This is a genomic window from Paenibacillus sp. J31P13, from assembly GCF_056269295.1.
In genome coordinates, this window is sequence record NZ_JBWDNR010000001.1 from 839,055 (window position 1) to 858,274 (window position 19,220).

Here is a 19,220-nt window from a genome sequence, read left to right on the forward strand (position 1 = left end):
AAGGAGAATATGAGATGAGCAAAAATTTCAACATAGAGCTGCAAGAAACGATTAACCGGATTAAGCCTTTTGATGAAGAAGCCGCACAATTAGCCGATCGACATTCCAATTCGTTGACAAAGCCGCCGGGCAGCTTAGGTAAGCTGGAAGCGATTGCGAGACAGCTCGCTGGTATTACTGGCCAACTATGGCCTGATTTGACTCATAAAGCCGTTATCGTGATGGCTGGCGATCATGGGGTATGTGTAGAAGGGGTTAGCGCTTTTCCACAAGAAGTTACGCCGCAAATGGTTATGAATTTCTTGAATGGCGGAGCTGCCGTTAATGTGCTTGCGCGCCAAGCAGGTGCAGATGTTGTATGTGTGGATATTGGGGTTTGCGGGAATTTAGAACATGAGCGTCTGGTTAGTCGCAAGGTTGTGCATGGTACTGCGAATATGACAAAGGGACCTGCCATGACACGTGAAGAGACGATTCAGGCGATAATGGTTGGCATAGAAGTTGTTAATGAAAAAGTACAGAGCGGCAGTCGATTGTTTGCAACAGGAGAGATGGGAATTGGAAACACGACGGCAAGCGCTGCAATTACATCTGTACTTACGGGATTAACCCCTGAACAGTCAGTCGGCAGAGGAACCGGCATTAATGATGCCGGTTGGTTAAACAAGGTGGATGTTGTAAAGCGTGCTATTTCAGTAAATAATCCGGATGAAATGGATCCCATTGATGTATTGGCTAAGCTGGGCGGAGTAGAAATTGCTGGTCTGGTTGGTGTCATTATTGGAGCTGCGTCAAACGGATGTCCAGTCGTCATTGATGGCTATATTTCATCAGTTGCTGCATTAGTGGCATCAAGGCTTGCTCCAGGAACAAAGCCATACATGTTAGCATCTCACTTATCACAAGAGCAAGGTCATTTCAAACTGCTTGAATCTATGGGGTTGTCGCCAATGATTCAATTAGAGATGAGACTTGGAGAAGGTACAGGCGCAGTATTATGCTTCCACTTCATTGATGCAGCACTTCTTCTCATGCAAGAAATGGCTACTTTTGATAGCGCGGGAATATCGAAAGGTTAGGTGAGAAGCAGTGGCCATTCTCATAACTGGAGGAGCGCGAAGCGGCAAAAGCGCCTTCGCTGAGCAATTTGCGAAGCATTCTGGCAGTCAAGGTATATATATCGCTACGTGTCAGTCTTACGATAATGAGATGAGGGAGCGGATCGTCAAGCACCAACTGGATAGAAATGTAACGGGCTTCCTGTGGGAAACGATGGAGGAACCTTTCGACGCTTCAGACATACTCTTTAGACTAGGTGAAAGATTTGATAGAGAAGCAAGAAAGGGAGAGAAGCCTCCTATTATATTGCTGGATTGCCTCACCTTATGGCTGACTAATTGGATGCTGCGAATAGATCATGAGTCTTTAGGCGATTCGAGACTGGAAGAAGAGATCGAAAAACTGCTTGAAGCCATTGAGAAATTTCCCTACACGCTTCTTATCGTTACGAATGAGGTTGGAGACGGGATCGTACCCGCTTATCCGCTAGGACGAGTGTTTCGAGATGAGGCAGGGCGTCTGAATCAGAGAGTCGCTGCGATTAGTGAACGGGTATTTCTTGTGACAGCGGGCATTCCCATTGAGTTGAAAGCATTAGCCTTCAGGTGGGATCAGCTATGACTTTCTATTCGTTTCAAGAGCTGCTATTGCTTGGGGCTGCTGCAATAGCAATTGATTGGATTGTGGGAGATCCGAAGTGGCCGACGCATCCTGTAATATGGATTGGGAGACTTATTCGATTGCTTGAGCGTACGCTTGCACCTGAGCGAATGAAGGGTCGGCCAAGGGCAGTCAAAGCGTTGGGCGTTGTGCTAACTGTCATTACTTTATTAGTCAGCTGGGCAGTAATATGGATCATTATTTGGGCTGCTGATACTGTTCATCTGTGGCTTGGTTATGCTGTTAGTGCATGGTTTATGTCAACTACGATTGCTGTCAAAGGATTGAAAGAAGCGGCGATGCTCGTCTATAACCCATTGGTAAAGGGAGACCTAGCAGAAGCTCGCAAATATGTCGGATATATTGTTGGGCGTGACACGGGGGATTTGGATGCTCGCGAAGCCTCGCGTGCAGCAGTTGAGACTGTTGCGGAAAATATAGTAGACGCACTTGTGTCTCCAATTATATTTGCATTAATAGGAGGAGCGCCGCTTGCGATGCTCTATCGTGCAACGAATACGCTGGACTCCATGGTGGGCTATCGCAATGATAAGTACACCCACTTTGGCTGGTGCTCTGCTCGTACGGATGATATCTTTAATTACATACCTGCACGTTTGACCGGTCTAATGATTACGGTCTCTGCCTTTCTTTTTTCAGGGATGAGAGGAGACAAGGCTATTCGTTCCATAATAGCTTTCGCTCACCGTCATCCAAGTCCAAATAGCGGAATACCTGAAGCTGCTGTTGCTGGTGCCATAGGCATAGAGCTTGGCGGAGTAAATACTTATTTTGGAGTAGCGAGCGAACGTGCTAGAATGGGCTGGCCAACCCGTGAGCTTGAGCCGAATGATATTTTACTCACGATAAGATTATTGTATAGCGTTAGCTTTATTTTATTTGCGGGAGTGATCGCTACATGGTTCGTCATACATTAAAGCTGCATGGACAAGCTTTTATCGCGGCTTTTCAATTTTTAACGCGACTCCCTATTCCTGTGACGGTTCCTTTTCAGAGTCCTGTACTTTCAAGAAGTGTTATTTATTTTCCAGTTGCAGGTGCTTTCATCGGAGCTTGCATGGCAGCTGCTTCATGGCTGTTAGCCCTTTTTGTTCCAGCATGGCCAAGTGCAGTCATCATACTGGCATTATGGACGGCTCTTAGCGGTGGGCTTCATCTAGACGGCTGGATGGATACAGCTGACGGAGTGCTTAGTCATCGTTCGCGGGAGCGTATGCTTGAAATTATGAAGGATAGCCGAGTAGGAGCAATGGGCGTATTGGCAGCTGTTCTATTGCTGCTGTTCAAGGCTTCTCTATTGGCGGAGCTTATGTCAGGTGATAAAGCAGCTATTTATTTGCCGCTGCTTCTCTTATGTCCGATATGGAGCAGGGCTTGGATGGCAGCAGCTATTGCAGGTTGGCCAAGTGCGAGGCAAGGTGAAGGTATAGGCGTTTTATTTAATGGGGTTAAAGGATTTCAAGCTTCACTCACCTTGCTAATAGCTTCTATACTCACATGGATTATATTAGGATTGTCCGGAATGAAGCCGAGCGTCATGTTTGGATTGCTGATGATTGTTTTCGTTCTTACCGTTTCATGCGGCGGATTGCTTGCGGTATGGTTAAATAAGAAGCTTGGTGGATTAACAGGAGATACATATGGTGCGATGAATGAAGCGGTGGAAGCGGTACTTCTTTTTGCGATTGTCGTATGGCTGCACGCTCTTTAGATTAGGAGTTGAATAGTGGAATGTTAGAAAGATATGGGCATGGCGGTGATCTGCGAACGGCAGAAGAAGCTTTCGGGAGATCAGCCGATCAATTTGTAGACTTTAGCTCCAATATGAATCCGCTGGGGCCTCCACCTTCTGTTAAGCAAGCGTTACTTGCTTATGCGGATGTCATTGGGGAATACCCTGATCCTGCTGTTAGAGGACTTAGAAAAAAACTGGCTATATGTCATGACATTGACGAGCAATCGATCGTTATTGGGAATGGTGCAGCGGAATTGATTGATTTAATCGTCCGTGCTTTGCAGCCTGCATTAACGACTTTGGCGGTTCCGTGCTTCGATGAGTATGGAGATGCTGTTCGGAAAATAGGCGGTGAGATTTACGAGATTAAGTTGTCAGCAGAAAATGAGTTCAAGCTTGATGGTGAGAACGGTTATATGAGTGAAACTGCTGCGGCTGGATCATTAATTATGCTAGGCTCACCGAATAATCCGACAGGACAGCTAGTTGATCCTGATTTGATTATGGGGTTGTTGAATAAAGGAGCCTATGTTGTTGTTGATGAGGCCTTCATGGATTTTGTTCCGGATGAAGCACGCTATAGCTTAGTTAAGGAAGCAGCTCGTCATGAACGATTATTTGTCATTCGATCGATGACGAAGTTTTATTCTATCCCTGGGATTAGACTTGGATATATCGTGGGTACACCCAAATCCTTGAGTCGATTAAGACGATTGCAGGTACCTTGGAGCGTGAATTCTTTGGCACAGATTATTGGAGAGGCCGTGTTGGACGAACCAGAATTTGCCGATCGTACGCTGGAATGGCTTCAAAATGAAAGACCGTGGTTGAGCGCTGAATTAGAGAGAATAGGATTTAAAGTCTTTGCTAGCGCGACCAACTACTTGCTGCTTTCCATTCCTCATAAGCTTGGTCTAAGTGCCAGCATGCTTCAACTGGAGATGGGTAAGAAAGGCGTCCTTATTCGAGATGCTTCTCGGTTTCCAGGGCTTGATCATACCTATATTCGTGTTGCGATTAAGCTAAGAGAACAAAATGAGCGTTTACTCCAAGCTCTTGAGCAATGTATGAAACGAGCTGAGGGAAGTGAATCGTAGTGGCACAGCCTTTTCGCGGTGGCAATCGGTATGAATCCTCCATTTGGAAGGATGTCAGCTTAGAGTTGATCGATGATCGAATTGTAACGACTAGTAAGGAACGCTTATATACACTAAGCAGCGCGATCCATCCTGGCGGCTTCTCTTACTGTGATCGCATCGTTAATTGGAAGGTTCCAATCGATTACGATGGAAATGAACCAATAGATGATATTTTGAAGCAATGCGGTGTATGGGGCTATAATCCAGACTCTGCAATCGGACTCATGACAGCGGCTAAGCTTACTCATGCATCCATCAAAGAAGTTGAAGGCGATCGATTCAAGCTCATTTGCTGTACGACAGTCGGCACACGGAATGCGGCTAGAGCAGGTATGCCTCGCAGCACTTTTTCAGCTTATAAGGCGGGAACGATTAATACCATTATTTTGATTGACGGTCAGATGACGGAATCGGCGCTGGTTAATGCGGTCATAACGGCAACAGAAGCTAAAACTGCCGCCTTGCAGCAATTAGGTATTGTGGAGTTCGAGACTGGTCAGTCTGCAACTGGTACGACAACGGATGCCGTTGTCATAGCTGTCAGTCAAGCCATACATTGGAATGCTGTACATGCTTATGCGGGCACAGCCTCCACAATCGGCTGCAGTATAGGTGAAGCCGTATATGAAACTGTGCTCGAAGCAACACGTACACAGCACGAGGATTAAAGGTTTATAGCTTCAAAAGCCGCGTAAATAGGTGAAGATAAGCTAGTTGTTGAGGTTGATTTTCCAATGCAACATCAATGGACCTGCTCCTCCATATACAGGGTCTTGCTCGGGAATTGGAACATGCTTGATTTCTTCTAGCGCGATGAGCCTTTCCCGATGGCTTGCTCTTCTCAAATTATAGTCCATTCCGCTTGGATAAGCGCCAACGACTTTATAGTCTGAGCTTGCATTCAATCTTTTATGTCCTGTCCCTGCTGGAAGAAGAAAAACGTCACCGCTTTCTACCTCATATATCCCACCATGTTTGCCTCCTAATTGAAGTGTTGCGAAACCCTGAATGACACCAAGTACTTCATGAGCGTTGCTATGATAATGATGAAAGTCAAATACACCATTTGTCCAGCTGTTCAGCCAATTATTTCGGTTGAAAATAGCTTCTGTTTGATGCTCTTTTCCTCGCAATGCCCCTGAGTAAAGAATGACTGGATAATGAAGATTATTGGGGATTTCACCATCATCCTTAAAAAAGAACGTTTTAACTACGAAATGGCTCATATGATCTTCTCCTATCGTTTTTTACATCCAAGATTATTTAAATCTATTTTTCACCTATACCAATGTTTGTTAAAATGCTAAAATAAGCTAAAATTTAGACTTTGAGGGGTTGAGCAATATGATTATTGAGAAAGCGGAATCAGCGGATTTAGAATCCATTTGTACGATTGATGCTATGGTAATAGGAAATGATAGAAGAAGAGATTATCTCTCCCAAGCTGTTGCTAATCAAGAATGTGTGATCGCGAAATTAAATGGTGAGGCTGTTGGCTTTACTGTATGTGATTGTTCTTTCTTTGGTTATCCTTACCTTACATTAATCATTGTGAATCCGCAATTTAGAAGGCAAGGGATTGCAAAAGCATTAATCTCATATATTGAAAGTAACATGCAATCAGAGAAGCTATTCACTTCAACAAATGAATCCAACATTACGATGCAAAAGGTATGTGATTCACTTGGCTATATAAGAAGCGGGATCATTGAAAATCTTGATGATGGTGACCCTGAGCTTATTTACTTTAAGCGGTTAGAACCGAATAAACATAAGAAGTAGCGGATTTGTCATACCAATCCCGAATGGAGAGTGTGAACTTGGATGAACTGGTTGGCCACTGTGAGCTATGTGGGAAGCAAATATTATGCCAAAATGGATTTCTAAACGGGATTGTACGGGAAGACAAATGTTTAATATGCTTTGATTGCTCCGATAAAGAACAGGAGTAATTGCAGTTTATGTTATTTGAGCCGGATGCGCCAAATTATACGCCTCGAATTTCAGGTATCGTTGATTTAAATGACAAGCACAACCTATATAAACTATCCATTTTAAAATCCTTAAATCATAACCCATCTCATTGCGTGAGAAATGTTTTTTCATACAGCAATGGCATTTCTGGAATTGGTCATTGTATTTCTACTTATTCAGGTGATGGAAACCCATTGCCATCATTTGAGGGTGAACCTTTTGTTGTTCCAATTTTTAATGATTGTGATCAAAACCTAGACTACTATTGGAGCTTGCTAGATTCAGAAAATCGTATCTCCATTTTGGTTAAAGAAATAGATAGAAATTCGAATCAAATCAATATTCGTATAAAAAATAAATTGCAGTAGATCAAGATAGTAATGCTGCTTGGCACAAGGGGCATATACGGAATAAAGATGGGAAATGAAAAAACGTCAGCTTTTTGGATAACACCAATAGGCTGACGTTTTATTTATTGCTGCTCCTGATCCACTTCTTGCGTTAATGATTCTTCTTCCGAATGCTTGTCGCTCTTTATGTATTCATCCTGATCACTTCCCCAGACATAGTCGTAATTAGTGATGTCTGGTTTATAATTAGAATCCTTGTTTTTATCGTCCAATAGGATCACTTCCTTTCCCGGTAAGTATGCGGAATCGCAGTGAAATATATACATATATGATCAAGGTTTTTATCCTTCTTGTATGTAAAGTTTGAATATATCTGATCTTTACCACGGAAAAATGAAATGTAAGTGCTACAATATTTCTGATCCATTACTGAAAATATAATATTCACCACATAATAGGGAGGAAAACCATATGGAATTTACGAATTGGTCGGATGAAATCAATTGCTATCCTTTATCATCAGAATACAGGCTTGAAATGGCAGAGCCTGAAGGTTGGGGCGTTTATTGTTCGATATATTACAACATGGAATACAATGGATTTTTTAGAGAAGACGGCTATAATAGCTCGTATCGCAAAGCTTTTTGGATTTATAGAGAAGATTCTAAAATAGGTGGAGTGAGAATTTCACCAAACCAAATCTATCATTTGTTTTTTATCCCGCCGTTTAGCGAGTCATTTGAGGTCTTAAAGTTATTAAAGCAAATTTTACTGCATTGGTCCGATCGAAAGGCAGTCATAAAAGCGTTTGAGATTCTTCCAGATCAAGCCCATTTATTTGCTCGTGCAGGCTTCTGGCCGGATGAGTTCAGATGCCGCTGGATGCAGCGACCTACTGATCATTTTGAGATGACATGGAATGAACGTTTTAGAATTGAAAGTCCTCAAATCGAAGATAACGGTGAGGGAGCTAAGCGTTTTGTAAATGAGGCTGAGATTGGTCGTTGTGATTTTCAAAGTTTTGCGGGTAGTCTCGAGGCAACACGGAGAAAAAAATATGTCTATGAAGATTTTATTCCAGCAGAAGATCCTAACTATACCAATGAGGCTTTACTGGAAGCATCTACACTTGTTTATGATAAAGCTACAGGAGAGCTAGTTGCGAATTGCCGTCTTTGTTTGCAGGGTACTTACGCAGCCGTATACAGCATTGGGGTCATACCGAGTTACAGAGGGCTTGGTTTGGCAACAAGTATGTTGAAAAGAGCGTTAACGATCCTAAAGGATAAATATCCATACCTTCGGCTATATGTTATGGAAGGAAATGACGCCGAGTCTGTTTATTTCAATCTGGGGTTTGTTCCAGGCGTACTTGAACTTCAAAATATGTATATTCCAGCAATTGAATAGTTCTTAATGACTAAAACATGAAATAATCATCAAAAAAGTTACTCTTTTTGTCTATGTTATTCAGCATATAATAATTGTGAGAAAAGACAACTTTATGATTATGAAGGTTGAATAGTGTATTTTGAGGAGTGATGATTTGATACGCGTAATTGAATTGTGCCTTGCTCCATTTGTACATAGTGTAATGTCGCTATTTTTTTTAGCTTATCTTCTCAAAGAGCCAAACATGACCGTATCGAGTACGTTTTTTTTAGTGATGTTACTCATTACTGCTTTTCTCACTGCTTTAACAGCACAAAGAAAATGGTATGTTTTGATAACCCAAATCGTTTTCTTCGTGCTTTTCTTTGCTCTTCTACTAGAAGTTCGTAATGAATTTTTTATAACAAATGCAACGCACGAGGAAGATTATGGTGCGGGTATGTTACTGATGTTTGTTGGTTTGCCAGTCTGTTTGATTAGCTTAATCTTAGGTACGTTACAAGGAATTTTTAGTTCAATATTATTTCATGTGAATGTGCAGCAATTAAGAAAACGAATATCTGAAAAATAGATATTCCATTGAGCTTTATACAAAGTTTGGTTTTGAAATAGAAGGCTTATGTAGAAAAGACAAATCGCTCTCTGAGGAAATTACTATAACACCATTTAGGGGAAGATATAATGATTGATGAGGAGTATTTTAATGAATAATGAAGTGTATAATCTTACATGGAGAAAAGAGGAATTATGGAAGGGATGCATCTTAGCTTCTTTAGCTCACGCTATTATGGTGGCACATTATCCTTATATTTCTAATGAACATTCGTGGGACGGAACAAATTATAGTGTTCAAGATAGTTCGGGAGCAAGGGGAACTATCACATTTAGGACTGATTATGTTGTCGCTGCTTTTAGAGATGATCATAGTGACCGTTTAAATCAACGGAAAGACAATAATGCTATTAATTATTTTGCAGGTGCTCCAATTGAAGTGAAAAAAATCGCAGAAAGTGAAACATTGGAGTATCTTTTAGATGATATTAAAGGTATTGTGAAGCCATTAATTACTTCATCTTTTTGGGGAACTGATAATAATTGTTTCTCTGTTGACCCTGGCGAATGTCTCTTCAAGCACGGAGCACATTTATTAGAGTATCAATTAATGAATATTGAGGAAGCAACACAATTATGGAAAGAATATTATGACATGTCACCTGAGCAAATGGGCTTATTAGTATCACTTTATTATCGTAAGACGACTCGACCACTTTCCCCAATTATATTATCAAAGAAAGAAATTCAAATAATAGGTACGAATGATGAAGAAGGATTAGGGGAAAGTGAAGTATCATTTAGTGAGCTGGGGATTGAGTGGGCGAATTAATAATGATTTTAAATCATCTTGTTTCGCTTGAGCCATTTAAATGTATGTATGGTCACCACCATTCAAAATACGCAAAGACTGTCAACATCGTTGACGGTCTTTGTTCACTTAGGGGCTAACAGTGTATAACCAGATGCTGAAAATATGAAATATTAACCAGAATAGTTTCTCTTTTTCAAAAGACATTTCACCTTTATCATTTGATAAAGATCAAGCAAGAGAGGTGAAGTACGTGAGCAGCATTCATGCTTCAGAGAAAATGGCTCGTTTAACCCTTTCAATTATTATGTTTCCACTGACGCTTATACAAACGCTCCTTTCACGACATGGAATAAATACATACAAGCCAATAGGGAAACAAGTCGATGTCGGCACACATAGCTTGCACTGCATTTTAACGGGAAAAAGAAATCCTTCTCGTCCGACTATTATTCTTGAATCAGGGATGGGAGGGTGTGCATTAGACTGGTCACTGGTACAGCCTGAGTTATCCAAATATACCACTGTTCTGTCCTATGACCGAGCTGGATTTGGATGGAGTACAGAGCCGATTGAACAACCTACATGCAAGAATTATGTTTATGATCTACGAAACTTATTAGCTAAATTAGAGCTAAAACCACCATACTTGCTTGTTGGACATTCCTATGGTGGCATGATTATGAGATTGTTTGCATCTCAGTTTCCTGATGAAGTGATGGGTCTCATACTTGTTGATTCAACCCATGAATCGAGATATTTCGAGTCGAACTTAACGGAGAGCAGAAGAAATGAACGCGCCAAATATCAACATCGACTTAGACTCGGTTATCTACTATCCCCTATAGCCGTTCCACGAATGCTTAAACAGCATATAGGCTCAAAACGCTTACCTCCCGCTATTCAGAAGAAAGCGATTGCACATGGTTATCGGAATCATGCATACAAGTCAGCTTATTTAGAGTTTCTGTGCACGATGGAAAGTGCTATTCAATTACATGAATCACAGCCATTGAAAACAAAGCTGCCAGTCATCGTATTAACCGCAGGGAATCAAAGTGATGAATGGAAACAGGATCAAAAGAAGTTATTAACCATCACTGAAAATACGGAACATTTTATCATTGAAGATAGCTGGCATTCTATACAAATACACAACCCGCAAGCGGTTATAAATTCGGCAATTTTTTTATTGAACGAAAGGTGAGTCTAGTTCATGACGTTAGAGAATCGTATAGAAACATAAATGTAGAACAGTCAGAAAAAACGAACTGTGAAACATTGTAAAATTGAATTCCGTCTAACCTATATCTAAATCAAATAGGCGGTGCTAAATTGAACATAGTCAAAGTATTTATTCAATGGTTTAGTTTTACTTTTTTATTTCTATCAGCAGCAGTGTGCTTGGAGTGGATAGAAGGATACAAAATCACAACAACAGAATATTATGGCCTCCAAAATGTAGGACTAGTTTTTCTTTTTATGATGTTCTTTTTTGCAGCAGCTTTCTATCCTATTGTTTTATTCCCTTTATCCATTATCATTCGAAAGCTATTGAAAGCGTCAGTGATCCCGTTTCTAATTTATTCCTTTCTCGGAGTGATTGGGGGAATGATGATCTTTGATTTTTTATACGATGATTATTTTGTACAACAATATAAATTGAATAAGACGAGTGCGATTTTGATATTCGGATTTCTAGGTTTCTTATTTGCGCTTTTGGAGAATTTACTTAATCGGAGAAGGGGTTAGAGATATGGATACTTGTTTGTTATTAACGGGTAAACCGCGAGTAGGGAAGTCAACAACGATTACTCGGATAATTAATCAGTTTGGTTCCGAACATTTCGGAGGGTTTTATACAGAAGAAGTACGTAACGAGACGGATCGCATTGGATTTAATTGTGTTACCTTGGACGGTCAGAGCAGAACCATTGCAAGCGTAGATAGTGAAAGTACTTTAAGAATTGGGCGATATGGTGTTGAATTAGAAACTTTTGAAGAGATCGCTTTATCAGCAATTAAGAAATCCATGCATACGAAAAAGATTACCGTTATTGATGAAATAGGCTTCATGCAATTGTTATCTGTTCCTTTTCAGAAAATGATCCATGATGTTATCTCGAGCTCCAAACCTATTATACTAGGCACGATTTGTGTTGATAGTCATCCGGAAATAGATAGAGTAAAAGAACTGCCTGGCATTAAGTTCTATGAAATGAATGAAGAAAATCGTGATTTTACAATAGAGGCATTGGCAAATGATATTCACAGGATACTAATAAGAGGAGAATAATTCATGTCTGATTATTATTGGGATGATAAGATTGAATATTTAAAAAACACCCGCGGATTATATTACAATGATGATTATTTAGAATTTTTAGTAAAGATTGTTTGGAAGATCAATAAGCCCGTAAACATAATCGATTATGGGTGCGGGTTTGGATACTTGGGGTTAAAGCTCATGCCTATGTTACCAGAAGGATCGAGTTATACAGGGATTGATAAAGGGAATGAATTAAAAAAAAAAGCGAAGGAAGTTTTTCAGAATCAGCCCTATTCAACAAATTTTATTGTGGCGGATATGGAAGAGATCAGCATAGAGCGCCAATATGACATAGCTATATGTCATGCATTTTTATTACATATGACGGATGCCAAGAAGATTCTTCAGAAGATGATTGATAGTGTGTTGGTAGCTGGAAAGGTTATTTGTTTTGAACCTCATTGGATTGCTAATATGTCTAATTACCATTTAGATGAACTTGAGCAATCCAAAATCATTCGGTTGGGTGTATTACAGAAGCTGTATGAGGAATCATTCGACCGTACGGGTAAGGACGGAAATATCGGATTCAAATTACCACTCTATTTAAGTCAATTAGGTTTGAAAGATGTGGAATGTAGAGTAAGCGATAGGGTTAATTTTCTAGATCCAAACATGGATGTACAAAGTAAGGAAAAACTATTTAGCTCATTAAGAGAAGAAGGTTTAGGGGAGTTGCCAGGTGACAGTGAGGAAACCATTAATCATTTAATGGCTCGTGGGTTAACGCTTGAAGAGGCAAGAAGTCAGTATGAGGCTGAGTTGTTATTTTCTAAGGAATTCGGAATAAATTCTTCTTTGACCTATGCACCAAACATGAAAATTACTTTTGGAACAGTTAGGAGCTAGAAAAAAGTCGAAGGGGCACTTTTTGCAATTAGCGCCTTATTATTCAAAGAGAAAAAATAATGTCTATTTGGTAAAAAGGAGTGTGTGCAAATTGAGGAAGATTACACTTGCCAGCGGTGAAACAGTAGAAGTTGAATGTTTAAGCTGTGCGCTAACAGGTGGTTTGGTAGAACCTATTGGTGGAGTTATTTATGAAGATGAGTTCTTTCATGCCCACCAAGATGTGGCCTATCCGATACCGGGTTTAGTTATTCTAGCTTCAAAAAGACATTTTTATGGTATGGATGAATTAACAGAGAGTGAGTCTATTCGATACATTCAGCTAATTCGAAGGATTCGAGAGGCTCAGCGAAAAGAGCTTGGAATTGAACATGTATATTATTTTTATAATGAGGACACAACCCATCATTTTCATCTTTGGATGGTTCCCAGATACCAGTGGATGAGGGCATTCGGCAACTCCGTTGAATCATTAAGACCCTCGCTCTTGCATGCAAGAAATGAAATGAATGATGATGAGAATAGGAAGCATGTAATCGAATGTATTGGAAAATTGAAAAATGCATTGTTAGAGGGTTAAGCTGGGGGACATGACTATAATGCTCGTCTTTGGTTTAATAGCGCTGCTTGTAACCGTATCTGTTTCCATTCATACATTTTGGGTAAAACGTTCGCATTATCAAATCGATGGTCCATCCAAATTGAGTTTTACAGTTGTGCAGCTGTCTGATCTTCATGGAAGAGTGCATTTCTTGAATGGTTCATTAAGCAGCAAAGTGAATGAACTCAAACCCGATTATGTGATGATTACAGGTGATATCATTTCTAAGAAAAATCAATTAGGTTTTGTACTAAAAGAGCTTCGAAAAATAAATTGTCCTAACCTCTATTTCGTTCCGGGTAATTATGAGCGAGAAGGATTGGAGGGATATGGACTCAGAAAAATACTGTATTCTGAACAGGAATACAATGCTATCATTCATTCACTACGAGAACTGAATGTTAATATTTTAGCGAATAGCGGGTGTCAAATCGAAAGGGATGATAAGAAATGTCTCATCTATGGATTCGATAATTCAATTTATGGGAACGAACGACTAACCTTAACTAAGGAGAGTATAAAGAGTTATGACTATGTAATGCTGCTCGCACATTCTCCGAGTATTATAAATGTAGTTCAGGAGAAACAAGTTCCTTATGATTTATTATTAGTGGGCCACACGCATGGGGGTCAGATAAGGATTATGAATCGCACGATCGGTGCCTATAAAAACTATCATATAGGACTTAAGCAGTTAGATGAGCGAAGACATTTCTTCATTAACCGAGGATTAGGTACAGTGAAGATTCCAGTCCGATTGGGTTGTTCTCCCGAGATAGCTGTTTTTAAAATAGGCATTTGACCCCCGAATGGAATGAGCTATTTTTTCTTAGAAACGCATTGAATGGAACATAAAAGTAAAATTGAGGTGGAATGATGAATCCAATAATGATGGATTTCCCTACTTTTTTCTATACGGAACGATTGTTAATAAGAATGCCGCAACCAGGGGATGGAAAGTCCGTTTGTGAAGCCGTTAATGCCTCTATCGAAGAATTGAAGCCGTGGATGAAATGGGCTCAGCATGAACATTCTCAGTATGATTCTGAATTAAATATTAGAGAAGCGCATATCAAATTTTTGCAGCGTGAAAATCTTAGACTGCTTGTTTATTTAAAGGATTCGGGTCAATTTATAGCCTCTTCCAGCTTGCATAACATCGATTGGGAAGTACGGAAATTTGAGATTGGATATTGGATTGACACTCGGTTTGGCGGCAATGGGTATATGACAGAAGCGGTTCAAGGAATCTCAGCATTTGCATTTAATCAGTTGGATGCCAGGCGGATAGAGATACGATGTGATACGAAGAACAGCAAGAGTAAGTTAATACCTGAAAGACTTGGTTTTGACCTTGAAGGCGTTATTAAAAATGAAGATGTATCCGTTGACGGCACAGAATGGAGAGATACTTATATATTTGCAAAGATTAAGTAATTGTTGATCTTTGTTGAAAGAGGGATAAACAATGAAAATGAAGACTGTAGCCATATCGAGTGTCATCATTCTTGTTTTAATCATAGGGATAGGCTACACGGCATTTGGGAAATATGGTTCTTACTACGATGTTTGGGAAAGCAATTGGGGAATATCCATATTGGAAGCTGATGATTTAAAGGTAGTATTTGAAAGTAAGCCAAGTTTTCATGGTGATGGTGAAGGGTACTATGTATTGGAATACAACGAGAAACAAATGGAAACATTCAAAAATGAACCATTTTGGAAACCCATTAATGATCAATCCATTAGTGTCTTGGATGGAATAGTGTCACGTTTCAAAGAATCTGTTGAAGAAATCTATCCCACTGAAAAAGAAAAATATGAAAGCTTATTTCAGAAAAATCCTGTTGAGTATGGAACAGGTGATTTATATTATTATCTAAGACAGGATGATGGCAGCTACTGTATTACGATACTTAATGTAGAAAAGAAACGCATGTATATGATGGAATGGACTCAATAAGTGAGATGAGTTTTCTGACCATAAAGTTGATGAGCACGAACAAAATTTATAGGTGCATCTCTAGTTAAATCGAGGAAATATTCTAACTGCCAATTTTGTGTTTTTTGAGCTTGACGGCTTGTCGGCTTGTCCCAAGGCGGGTAAACCCGAATGGCTCTTTTACCGCCTTCTCCTTGATTGGATATAATGTCATGATCACATAGAACAGCTTTTGGGAAGATGAAATGACCAAAGTTGTTGCCTTCACGTGTACTAATAACGTAGTAATCAACGGGTTCTGACATGTCATAAGGTTGAATCGGCCCATTCCCTATTCTCTCCCATAAAGTCACAAATTGTCCGACCTTAGTAGGTGTGATTTTTGCAACACGAAATCTTATGGCGGAAGTTTTCAAGGTGAAAAGATAAGCGCCATACTCCGCATTTTGTGCTTCTGGGAATGGTTGAGAGCAAGCTAATCCACAAGGGTTATAGATAAGCTCTTTGGAAGCTAGCAGGTCACTATGAATGGTTTCAGAACCAAGCCAGTGATTAAGATTATTTAGAATAGTATCAGTAAAATTATTAATTTCTTCATTCATTTATTCAAATCCCCCAGGTGAATGCTTGTCGTAATTATTTGATCGTTTTATGTCCCCATTTTATTGCAATCCACGTAAGATCACAAGTATAGGAGTAGAGGAAATCAAAGATAGCTGGAGCTTAAGGAGCTTGAAATCACTTAGTGATTTCAGGCTCTTTTTCTGATTTACAAATAAGTAAAGAATGCATCAATGATGCATAAAAGAAGATAAATGATTGTATATACTTAAAATGAGTTGTATAATGCCTTATATAGAGCTTTGGAAATAACAGTTAAAGTCTTACTAAGGGGGACATAGCATGTTTCAAGAGGAACGTATAAACGCGATAATGGAACATTTGAATCAACATCAAAGAATTGATATCAAAGATATTTGTGAACAATTTGAGGTGTCACGAGATACCGCCCGTCGTGATTTACTGAAGATGGAAGAGCTTGGACTCGTCATCCGTACACATGGTGGAGCTGTTTTACCCAAAAAGACAAAAGAAGTATACGAATATAAAGAGCGTCTGGTTAGAGAATCCGGAGAGAAGCGTGAGATTGGACATTTTGCAGCATCACTTGTCAAAAATGGAGATTTTATTATGATGGATGCCTCAACTACCGTTCAATTTGCTGCGGAGAATTTAACATCTGAAAATATCGTTGTCGTAACCAACTCCATTGATATTGCAGATGTACTTTCTAGAAAGAAAGCCGTAAGAACGATAATATTAGGCGGGGAAATGCACACTCAGCATCGTTTTCTATTCGGTCAATCAACGATTGATAAGTTAGCTGATTATCAAGTGGATAAGTTATTTCTTGGTGCGTGCGGAATTACACCAAATGGTATATCTTATCCTCATGAGGAAGATGGAGTCGTTAAACGTGAAATGATTAAAAGGGCAAAACAAGTCATCGTATTGGCAGACCATACTAAGTTTGGTGAGCAGATGTTTTACAAAATAGCCGGATTAGAATCCATTGATTTGTTGATTACGAACCAGAAGCCTAATGTAGAGATTATGAAAAAACTTGCTGAACAACATGTAGAACTATTAGTCGTATCGGAGGAAGAGAATGATGATTAAAATGATTGTTAGTGATTTAGACGGCACCTTATTAGACCATACTCGTCGAATTAATGAGAGAGATCGTAAATCCCTTAAAACGGCAATGAATAAAGGATTTGAATTTTGCATCGCCTCTGGAAGGATGTACTCAGAAATCAAGATAATCATGCAAGAGTTTAATGATGGTTATCATGCGATAGGTCAAAATGGAGCGACAGTATACAAAAAAAATCTTAATCGGCTGGCCTCCTCCATTTTTGAACCTGAAATATCCACTCAACTACTTCAAACAACAGATAAATATAAACATTTTGTAAATTTCATTCATTGCACGGATGATTCATTTTATTTAAAGGAGCGAACAGAGAGATCCATTTCATATGAATCACGTATTTTAACAAAATGTACGGTTCGTAGTGATTTGGAAGCTGCTTTAAAAAATGATGAAATAAGTTGTTGTAAATTTTCATACTTTGGTGAATTTGAAAAATTGATTCAATTAAGGGATGAATTGAATACTCGGTTTGAAGGGAAAATAGAAACTTTTATTTCAGATAAAGATTGTCTTGATGTGATGCCCTTGGATGTTTCTAAAGGGGTAGGATTAACTTTATTAATCGAGGAGTTGGGTCTAAAGCCAAACGAAGTAGCATGCATAGGTGATTCATTTAATGATTTATCCATGTTTGCCATTACGAAACATAGCTTTGCAATGAGCAATAGCCATGCTGATATAAAAAATCAAGCGAATACCGTCATTAATTCTGTAGCTGAAGCGATTGATCACATCATTTCATATAACCGTGCATGTATGAGTGGATAGGTATTGAAGGGTGATGATTGGATGAAACGATTGGTTTGGATAGGTTGTGCAGCCTATTTTATGATAGGACTTGCAACTGTTGTTTTGGGTGCTTTGTTACCGGAAATGCTGCAAGATTACGGTCGGAGTTATAGCAGTGGCGGACAATTGGTTTTCTCACAATTTACAGGTTTTTTCATTGGCGTTTTAATTGCACCTAAAGCGTCGCAACGTCTGGGTTATCAACTAACGGTATGGTTAGGAATGTTCAGTCTAGTAGTCGTACATGGCTCATTATTATTCCAACCGCATTGGTACCTAGTTATGCTGCTCGCAGCTTTGAATGGGTTTGGCTTTGGAATGACACAAACAGCTATAGGAACTCTCTTATTGGAATCCACTAATAATGGAGCTGTAACGATGAGTAGATTAGAGGTTGCTTATGGTATCGGAGCTTTGCTCATGCCGATAATGTCCAGCATCATGATCGCTCAAAATGATTGGAATTGGTCTTTTGCGATCGTTATTGTATTTGCAATCATTAACTTGGCTCTTTGGGGCAATAAAAATGTTAGTCATGATTATGGCAGTATGGTATCGCTTCATAGTAAGTCAGAGGGAAATGATAGCTCCGACAAAACGAGTAAACTTCAGTTAAGTTTTTCTAAACTTGCTTTCTTTATTTGTTTCGTATTTCTATATGTTGGAGTTGAAACAAGTATCATTAATTTCCTTCCGTCCATATTTGTTCAACATTTTAACCTGAATACATCTAATGCTACACTTTCAGTTACGTTTTTTTGGATCGCTATGGTTATTGGCCGAGTTTTCTCAGGAGTCATTGCCGAAAAATTTAACTATATCGGATTTCTTATTGTCAGTACATTAGGTGCTATTATTTTTCTTATTTGTATGGCTCTAGTCCAAAACATTATTGCAGCATTCGTAATTGTCTTGTTGATCGGACTTTCTCTATCAGGGATCTTTGCCATTGTTATTGTATTAGCCAATCGTGTTTTTATGGGCAATACCAAACAAACAACGAGCATACTTATTGCTTCAGGTGGAGTTGGCGGAGCGGTATTACCCTTGCTAATTGGGTGGAGTATGGATCATTTTCAAACGATAATGTCGATTTGGGTAATCGTTGTTTGTGCATTATTCATGTTTCTTTGTTTACTTCATGTTCGAAGAAGTACGAATAATTCGACTATTAAAAAAGATAGATTCAACCCTTAAACCTGCGGGGACTATTAAACCATCTTATGTATTTGAAATAAATAGCTCTGCTTTATAAACGGTTGCAGGGTAGAATTCCTTTTTATAGAAGTTATATAGAATA

Annotated in this window: 25 protein-coding genes; 22 read left to right on the plus strand and 3 right to left on the minus strand. The window is 39.3% G+C overall.

Translation table 11 applies throughout. From position 1 onward, the window contains the following. The first annotated feature begins 14 nt into the window (after window positions 1-14). The 6 genes from cobT to AC0YOD_RS03740 are packed head-to-tail and all read left to right on the plus strand — an operon-like array spanning window position 15 to window position 5,282. The gene (cobT, locus tag AC0YOD_RS03715; RefSeq protein ID WP_475797877.1) at window positions 15-1,079 is read left to right on the plus strand and encodes a nicotinate-nucleotide--dimethylbenzimidazole phosphoribosyltransferase; all 1,065 of its coding nucleotides are present in this window, start codon (window positions 15-17) and stop codon (window positions 1,077-1,079) included. Window positions 1,080-1,089: 10 nt separating this feature from the next. Further along, window positions 1,090-1,680, plus strand: coding sequence for a bifunctional adenosylcobinamide kinase/adenosylcobinamide-phosphate guanylyltransferase (gene cobU / locus AC0YOD_RS03720; protein WP_475797878.1), 591 nt, complete (start codon window positions 1,090-1,092; stop codon window positions 1,678-1,680). Beyond that, window positions 1,677-2,657 (plus strand): adenosylcobinamide-phosphate synthase CbiB, encoded by a 981-nt coding sequence (gene cbiB / locus AC0YOD_RS03725; RefSeq protein WP_475797879.1) that lies wholly within the window; start codon window positions 1,677-1,679, stop codon window positions 2,655-2,657. The genes cobU and cbiB overlap by 4 nt, the downstream gene beginning before the upstream one ends. Next, window positions 2,639-3,451 carry an adenosylcobinamide-GDP ribazoletransferase gene (cobS, locus tag AC0YOD_RS03730; RefSeq protein WP_475797880.1) on the plus strand — a complete coding sequence of 271 codons (813 nt, stop codon included), beginning with the start codon at window positions 2,639-2,641 and terminating at the stop codon, window positions 3,449-3,451. Before cbiB ends, cobS begins: the two co-directional genes overlap by 19 nt. 20 nt (window positions 3,452-3,471) lie before the next feature. Then, window positions 3,472-4,572, plus strand: coding sequence for a threonine-phosphate decarboxylase CobD (gene cobD, locus AC0YOD_RS03735; RefSeq protein WP_475797881.1), 1,101 nt, complete (start codon window positions 3,472-3,474; stop codon window positions 4,570-4,572). Then, complete coding sequence (locus tag AC0YOD_RS03740; protein ID WP_475797882.1) at window positions 4,572-5,282, plus strand: adenosylcobinamide amidohydrolase; 711 nt, start codon at window positions 4,572-4,574, stop codon at window positions 5,280-5,282. Before cobD ends, AC0YOD_RS03740 begins: the two co-directional genes overlap by 1 nt. Before the next feature lie 42 nt (window positions 5,283-5,324). Here the strand turns inward: AC0YOD_RS03740 and AC0YOD_RS03745 are convergent, their stop codons facing one another. After that, the gene (locus AC0YOD_RS03745; RefSeq protein ID WP_475797883.1) at window positions 5,325-5,840 is read right to left on the minus strand and encodes a cupin domain-containing protein; all 516 of its coding nucleotides are present in this window, start codon (window positions 5,838-5,840) and stop codon (window positions 5,325-5,327) included. Between the two features lie 118 nt (window positions 5,841-5,958). Here AC0YOD_RS03745 and AC0YOD_RS03750 point away from each other — a divergent pair, with 118 nt between their 5' ends. Together AC0YOD_RS03750 and AC0YOD_RS03755 are read left to right on the plus strand one after the other, a co-directional pair. Next, window positions 5,959-6,396 (plus strand): GNAT family N-acetyltransferase, encoded by a 438-nt coding sequence (locus tag AC0YOD_RS03750; protein ID WP_475797884.1) that lies wholly within the window; start codon window positions 5,959-5,961, stop codon window positions 6,394-6,396. Window positions 6,397-6,575: 179 nt separating this feature from the next. Continuing rightward, complete coding sequence (locus AC0YOD_RS03755) at window positions 6,576-6,956, plus strand: IMP cyclohydrolase (RefSeq protein WP_475797885.1); 381 nt, start codon at window positions 6,576-6,578, stop codon at window positions 6,954-6,956. 104 nt (window positions 6,957-7,060) lie between these two features. Here AC0YOD_RS03755 and AC0YOD_RS03760 read toward each other — a convergent pair whose 3' ends face one another. Continuing rightward, window positions 7,061-7,210, minus strand: coding sequence for a hypothetical protein (locus tag AC0YOD_RS03760; RefSeq protein WP_475797886.1), 150 nt, complete (start codon window positions 7,208-7,210; stop codon window positions 7,061-7,063). Window positions 7,211-7,409: 199 nt separating this feature from the next. On the opposite strand from AC0YOD_RS03760, the gene AC0YOD_RS03765 reads away from it, so the two are divergent. The 11 genes from AC0YOD_RS03765 to AC0YOD_RS03815 all read left to right on the plus strand — a co-directional run bounded on the left by AC0YOD_RS03765 (window position 7,410) and on the right by AC0YOD_RS03815 (window position 15,435). Beyond that, window positions 7,410-8,348: a GNAT family N-acetyltransferase gene (locus AC0YOD_RS03765; protein ID WP_475797887.1), complete on the plus strand. Its 939-nt coding sequence runs from the start codon at window positions 7,410-7,412 to the stop codon at window positions 8,346-8,348. A 136-nt stretch (window positions 8,349-8,484) separates the two neighbouring features. Continuing rightward, window positions 8,485-8,901: a hypothetical protein gene (locus AC0YOD_RS03770; protein ID WP_475797888.1), complete on the plus strand. Its 417-nt coding sequence runs from the start codon at window positions 8,485-8,487 to the stop codon at window positions 8,899-8,901. A gap of 132 nt (window positions 8,902-9,033) precedes the next feature. Beyond that, on the plus strand, window positions 9,034-9,714 hold the full coding sequence (locus tag AC0YOD_RS03775; protein ID WP_475797889.1) for a hypothetical protein: 681 nt from the start codon (window positions 9,034-9,036) through the stop codon (window positions 9,712-9,714). Between the two features lie 232 nt (window positions 9,715-9,946). Then, on the plus strand, window positions 9,947-10,900 hold the full coding sequence (locus tag AC0YOD_RS03780; RefSeq protein ID WP_475797890.1) for an alpha/beta fold hydrolase: 954 nt from the start codon (window positions 9,947-9,949) through the stop codon (window positions 10,898-10,900). A gap of 128 nt (window positions 10,901-11,028) precedes the next feature. Continuing rightward, window positions 11,029-11,445, plus strand: coding sequence for a hypothetical protein (locus tag AC0YOD_RS03785; RefSeq protein WP_475797891.1), 417 nt, complete (start codon window positions 11,029-11,031; stop codon window positions 11,443-11,445). 4 nt (window positions 11,446-11,449) lie between these two features. After that, window positions 11,450-11,989 (plus strand): nucleoside-triphosphatase, encoded by a 540-nt coding sequence (locus AC0YOD_RS03790; RefSeq protein ID WP_475797892.1) that lies wholly within the window; start codon window positions 11,450-11,452, stop codon window positions 11,987-11,989. Between the two features lie 3 nt (window positions 11,990-11,992). Beyond that, window positions 11,993-12,871 carry a class I SAM-dependent methyltransferase gene (locus tag AC0YOD_RS03795; RefSeq protein ID WP_475797893.1) on the plus strand — a complete coding sequence of 293 codons (879 nt, stop codon included), beginning with the start codon at window positions 11,993-11,995 and terminating at the stop codon, window positions 12,869-12,871. Between the two features lie 91 nt (window positions 12,872-12,962). After that, entirely contained in the window at window positions 12,963-13,451 is a 489-nt protein-coding gene (locus AC0YOD_RS03800) for an HIT family protein (RefSeq protein WP_475797894.1), read from the plus strand. A gap of 10 nt (window positions 13,452-13,461) precedes the next feature. Continuing rightward, window positions 13,462-14,274, plus strand: coding sequence for a metallophosphoesterase (locus tag AC0YOD_RS03805; protein ID WP_475797895.1), 813 nt, complete (start codon window positions 13,462-13,464; stop codon window positions 14,272-14,274). Window positions 14,275-14,348: 74 nt separating this feature from the next. Further along, window positions 14,349-14,909: a GNAT family N-acetyltransferase gene (locus AC0YOD_RS03810; protein ID WP_475798361.1), complete on the plus strand. Its 561-nt coding sequence runs from the start codon at window positions 14,349-14,351 to the stop codon at window positions 14,907-14,909. 31 nt (window positions 14,910-14,940) lie between these two features. After that, window positions 14,941-15,435, plus strand: a complete 495-nt coding sequence (locus AC0YOD_RS03815; RefSeq protein WP_475797896.1) for a hypothetical protein — start codon at window positions 14,941-14,943, stop codon at window positions 15,433-15,435. Here the strand turns inward: AC0YOD_RS03815 and AC0YOD_RS03820 are convergent. Further along, window positions 15,429-16,016 (minus strand): MepB family protein, encoded by a 588-nt coding sequence (locus tag AC0YOD_RS03820; protein WP_475797897.1) that lies wholly within the window; start codon window positions 16,014-16,016, stop codon window positions 15,429-15,431. The two genes, AC0YOD_RS03815 and AC0YOD_RS03820, sit on opposite strands and share 7 nt — an antisense overlap. Before the next feature lie 301 nt (window positions 16,017-16,317). Here AC0YOD_RS03820 and AC0YOD_RS03825 point away from each other — a divergent pair, with 301 nt between their 5' ends. The 3 genes from AC0YOD_RS03825 to AC0YOD_RS03835 are packed head-to-tail and all read left to right on the plus strand — an operon-like array spanning window position 16,318 to window position 19,117. Beyond that, on the plus strand, window positions 16,318-17,094 hold the full coding sequence (locus AC0YOD_RS03825) for a DeoR/GlpR family DNA-binding transcription regulator (protein WP_475797898.1): 777 nt from the start codon (window positions 16,318-16,320) through the stop codon (window positions 17,092-17,094). After that, window positions 17,087-17,899: an HAD family hydrolase gene (locus AC0YOD_RS03830; RefSeq protein WP_475797899.1), complete on the plus strand. Its 813-nt coding sequence runs from the start codon at window positions 17,087-17,089 to the stop codon at window positions 17,897-17,899. The genes AC0YOD_RS03825 and AC0YOD_RS03830 overlap by 8 nt, the downstream gene beginning before the upstream one ends. Window positions 17,900-17,920: 21 nt before the next feature. Beyond that, the gene (locus AC0YOD_RS03835; RefSeq protein ID WP_475797900.1) at window positions 17,921-19,117 is read left to right on the plus strand and encodes an MFS transporter; all 1,197 of its coding nucleotides are present in this window, start codon (window positions 17,921-17,923) and stop codon (window positions 19,115-19,117) included. The last annotated feature ends 103 nt before the right edge of the window (window positions 19,118-19,220 follow it).

Excerpts from the sequence above, each read along its gene's own strand:
- cobT (WP_475797877.1), top strand. The coding sequence starts at position 15 with ATGAGCAAAAATTTCAACATAGAGCTGCAAGAAACGATTAACCGGATT.
- cbiB (WP_475797879.1), top strand. The coding sequence starts at position 1,677 with ATGACTTTCTATTCGTTTCAAGAGCTGCTATTGCTTGGGGCTGCTGCA.
- cobS (WP_475797880.1), top strand. The coding sequence starts at position 2,639 with ATGGTTCGTCATACATTAAAGCTGCATGGACAAGCTTTTATCGCGGCT.
- cobD (WP_475797881.1), top strand. The coding sequence starts at position 3,472 with ATGTTAGAAAGATATGGGCATGGCGGTGATCTGCGAACGGCAGAAGAA.
- AC0YOD_RS03745 (WP_475797883.1), bottom strand. The coding sequence starts at position 5,840 with ATGAGCCATTTCGTAGTTAAAACGTTCTTTTTTAAGGATGATGGTGAA.
- AC0YOD_RS03750 (WP_475797884.1), top strand. The coding sequence starts at position 5,959 with ATGATTATTGAGAAAGCGGAATCAGCGGATTTAGAATCCATTTGTACG.
- AC0YOD_RS03755 (WP_475797885.1), top strand. The coding sequence starts at position 6,576 with ATGTTATTTGAGCCGGATGCGCCAAATTATACGCCTCGAATTTCAGGT.
- AC0YOD_RS03765 (WP_475797887.1), top strand. The coding sequence starts at position 7,410 with ATGGAATTTACGAATTGGTCGGATGAAATCAATTGCTATCCTTTATCA.
- AC0YOD_RS03775 (WP_475797889.1), top strand. The coding sequence starts at position 9,034 with ATGAATAATGAAGTGTATAATCTTACATGGAGAAAAGAGGAATTATGG.
- AC0YOD_RS03790 (WP_475797892.1), top strand. The coding sequence starts at position 11,450 with ATGGATACTTGTTTGTTATTAACGGGTAAACCGCGAGTAGGGAAGTCA.
- AC0YOD_RS03795 (WP_475797893.1), top strand. The coding sequence starts at position 11,993 with ATGTCTGATTATTATTGGGATGATAAGATTGAATATTTAAAAAACACC.
- AC0YOD_RS03805 (WP_475797895.1), top strand. The coding sequence starts at position 13,462 with ATGACTATAATGCTCGTCTTTGGTTTAATAGCGCTGCTTGTAACCGTA.
- AC0YOD_RS03810 (WP_475798361.1), top strand. The coding sequence starts at position 14,349 with ATGAATCCAATAATGATGGATTTCCCTACTTTTTTCTATACGGAACGA.
- AC0YOD_RS03815 (WP_475797896.1), top strand. The coding sequence starts at position 14,941 with ATGAAAATGAAGACTGTAGCCATATCGAGTGTCATCATTCTTGTTTTA.
- AC0YOD_RS03820 (WP_475797897.1), bottom strand. The coding sequence starts at position 16,016 with ATGAATGAAGAAATTAATAATTTTACTGATACTATTCTAAATAATCTT.
- AC0YOD_RS03825 (WP_475797898.1), top strand. The coding sequence starts at position 16,318 with ATGTTTCAAGAGGAACGTATAAACGCGATAATGGAACATTTGAATCAA.
- AC0YOD_RS03830 (WP_475797899.1), top strand. The coding sequence starts at position 17,087 with ATGATTAAAATGATTGTTAGTGATTTAGACGGCACCTTATTAGACCAT.
- AC0YOD_RS03835 (WP_475797900.1), top strand. The coding sequence starts at position 17,921 with ATGAAACGATTGGTTTGGATAGGTTGTGCAGCCTATTTTATGATAGGA.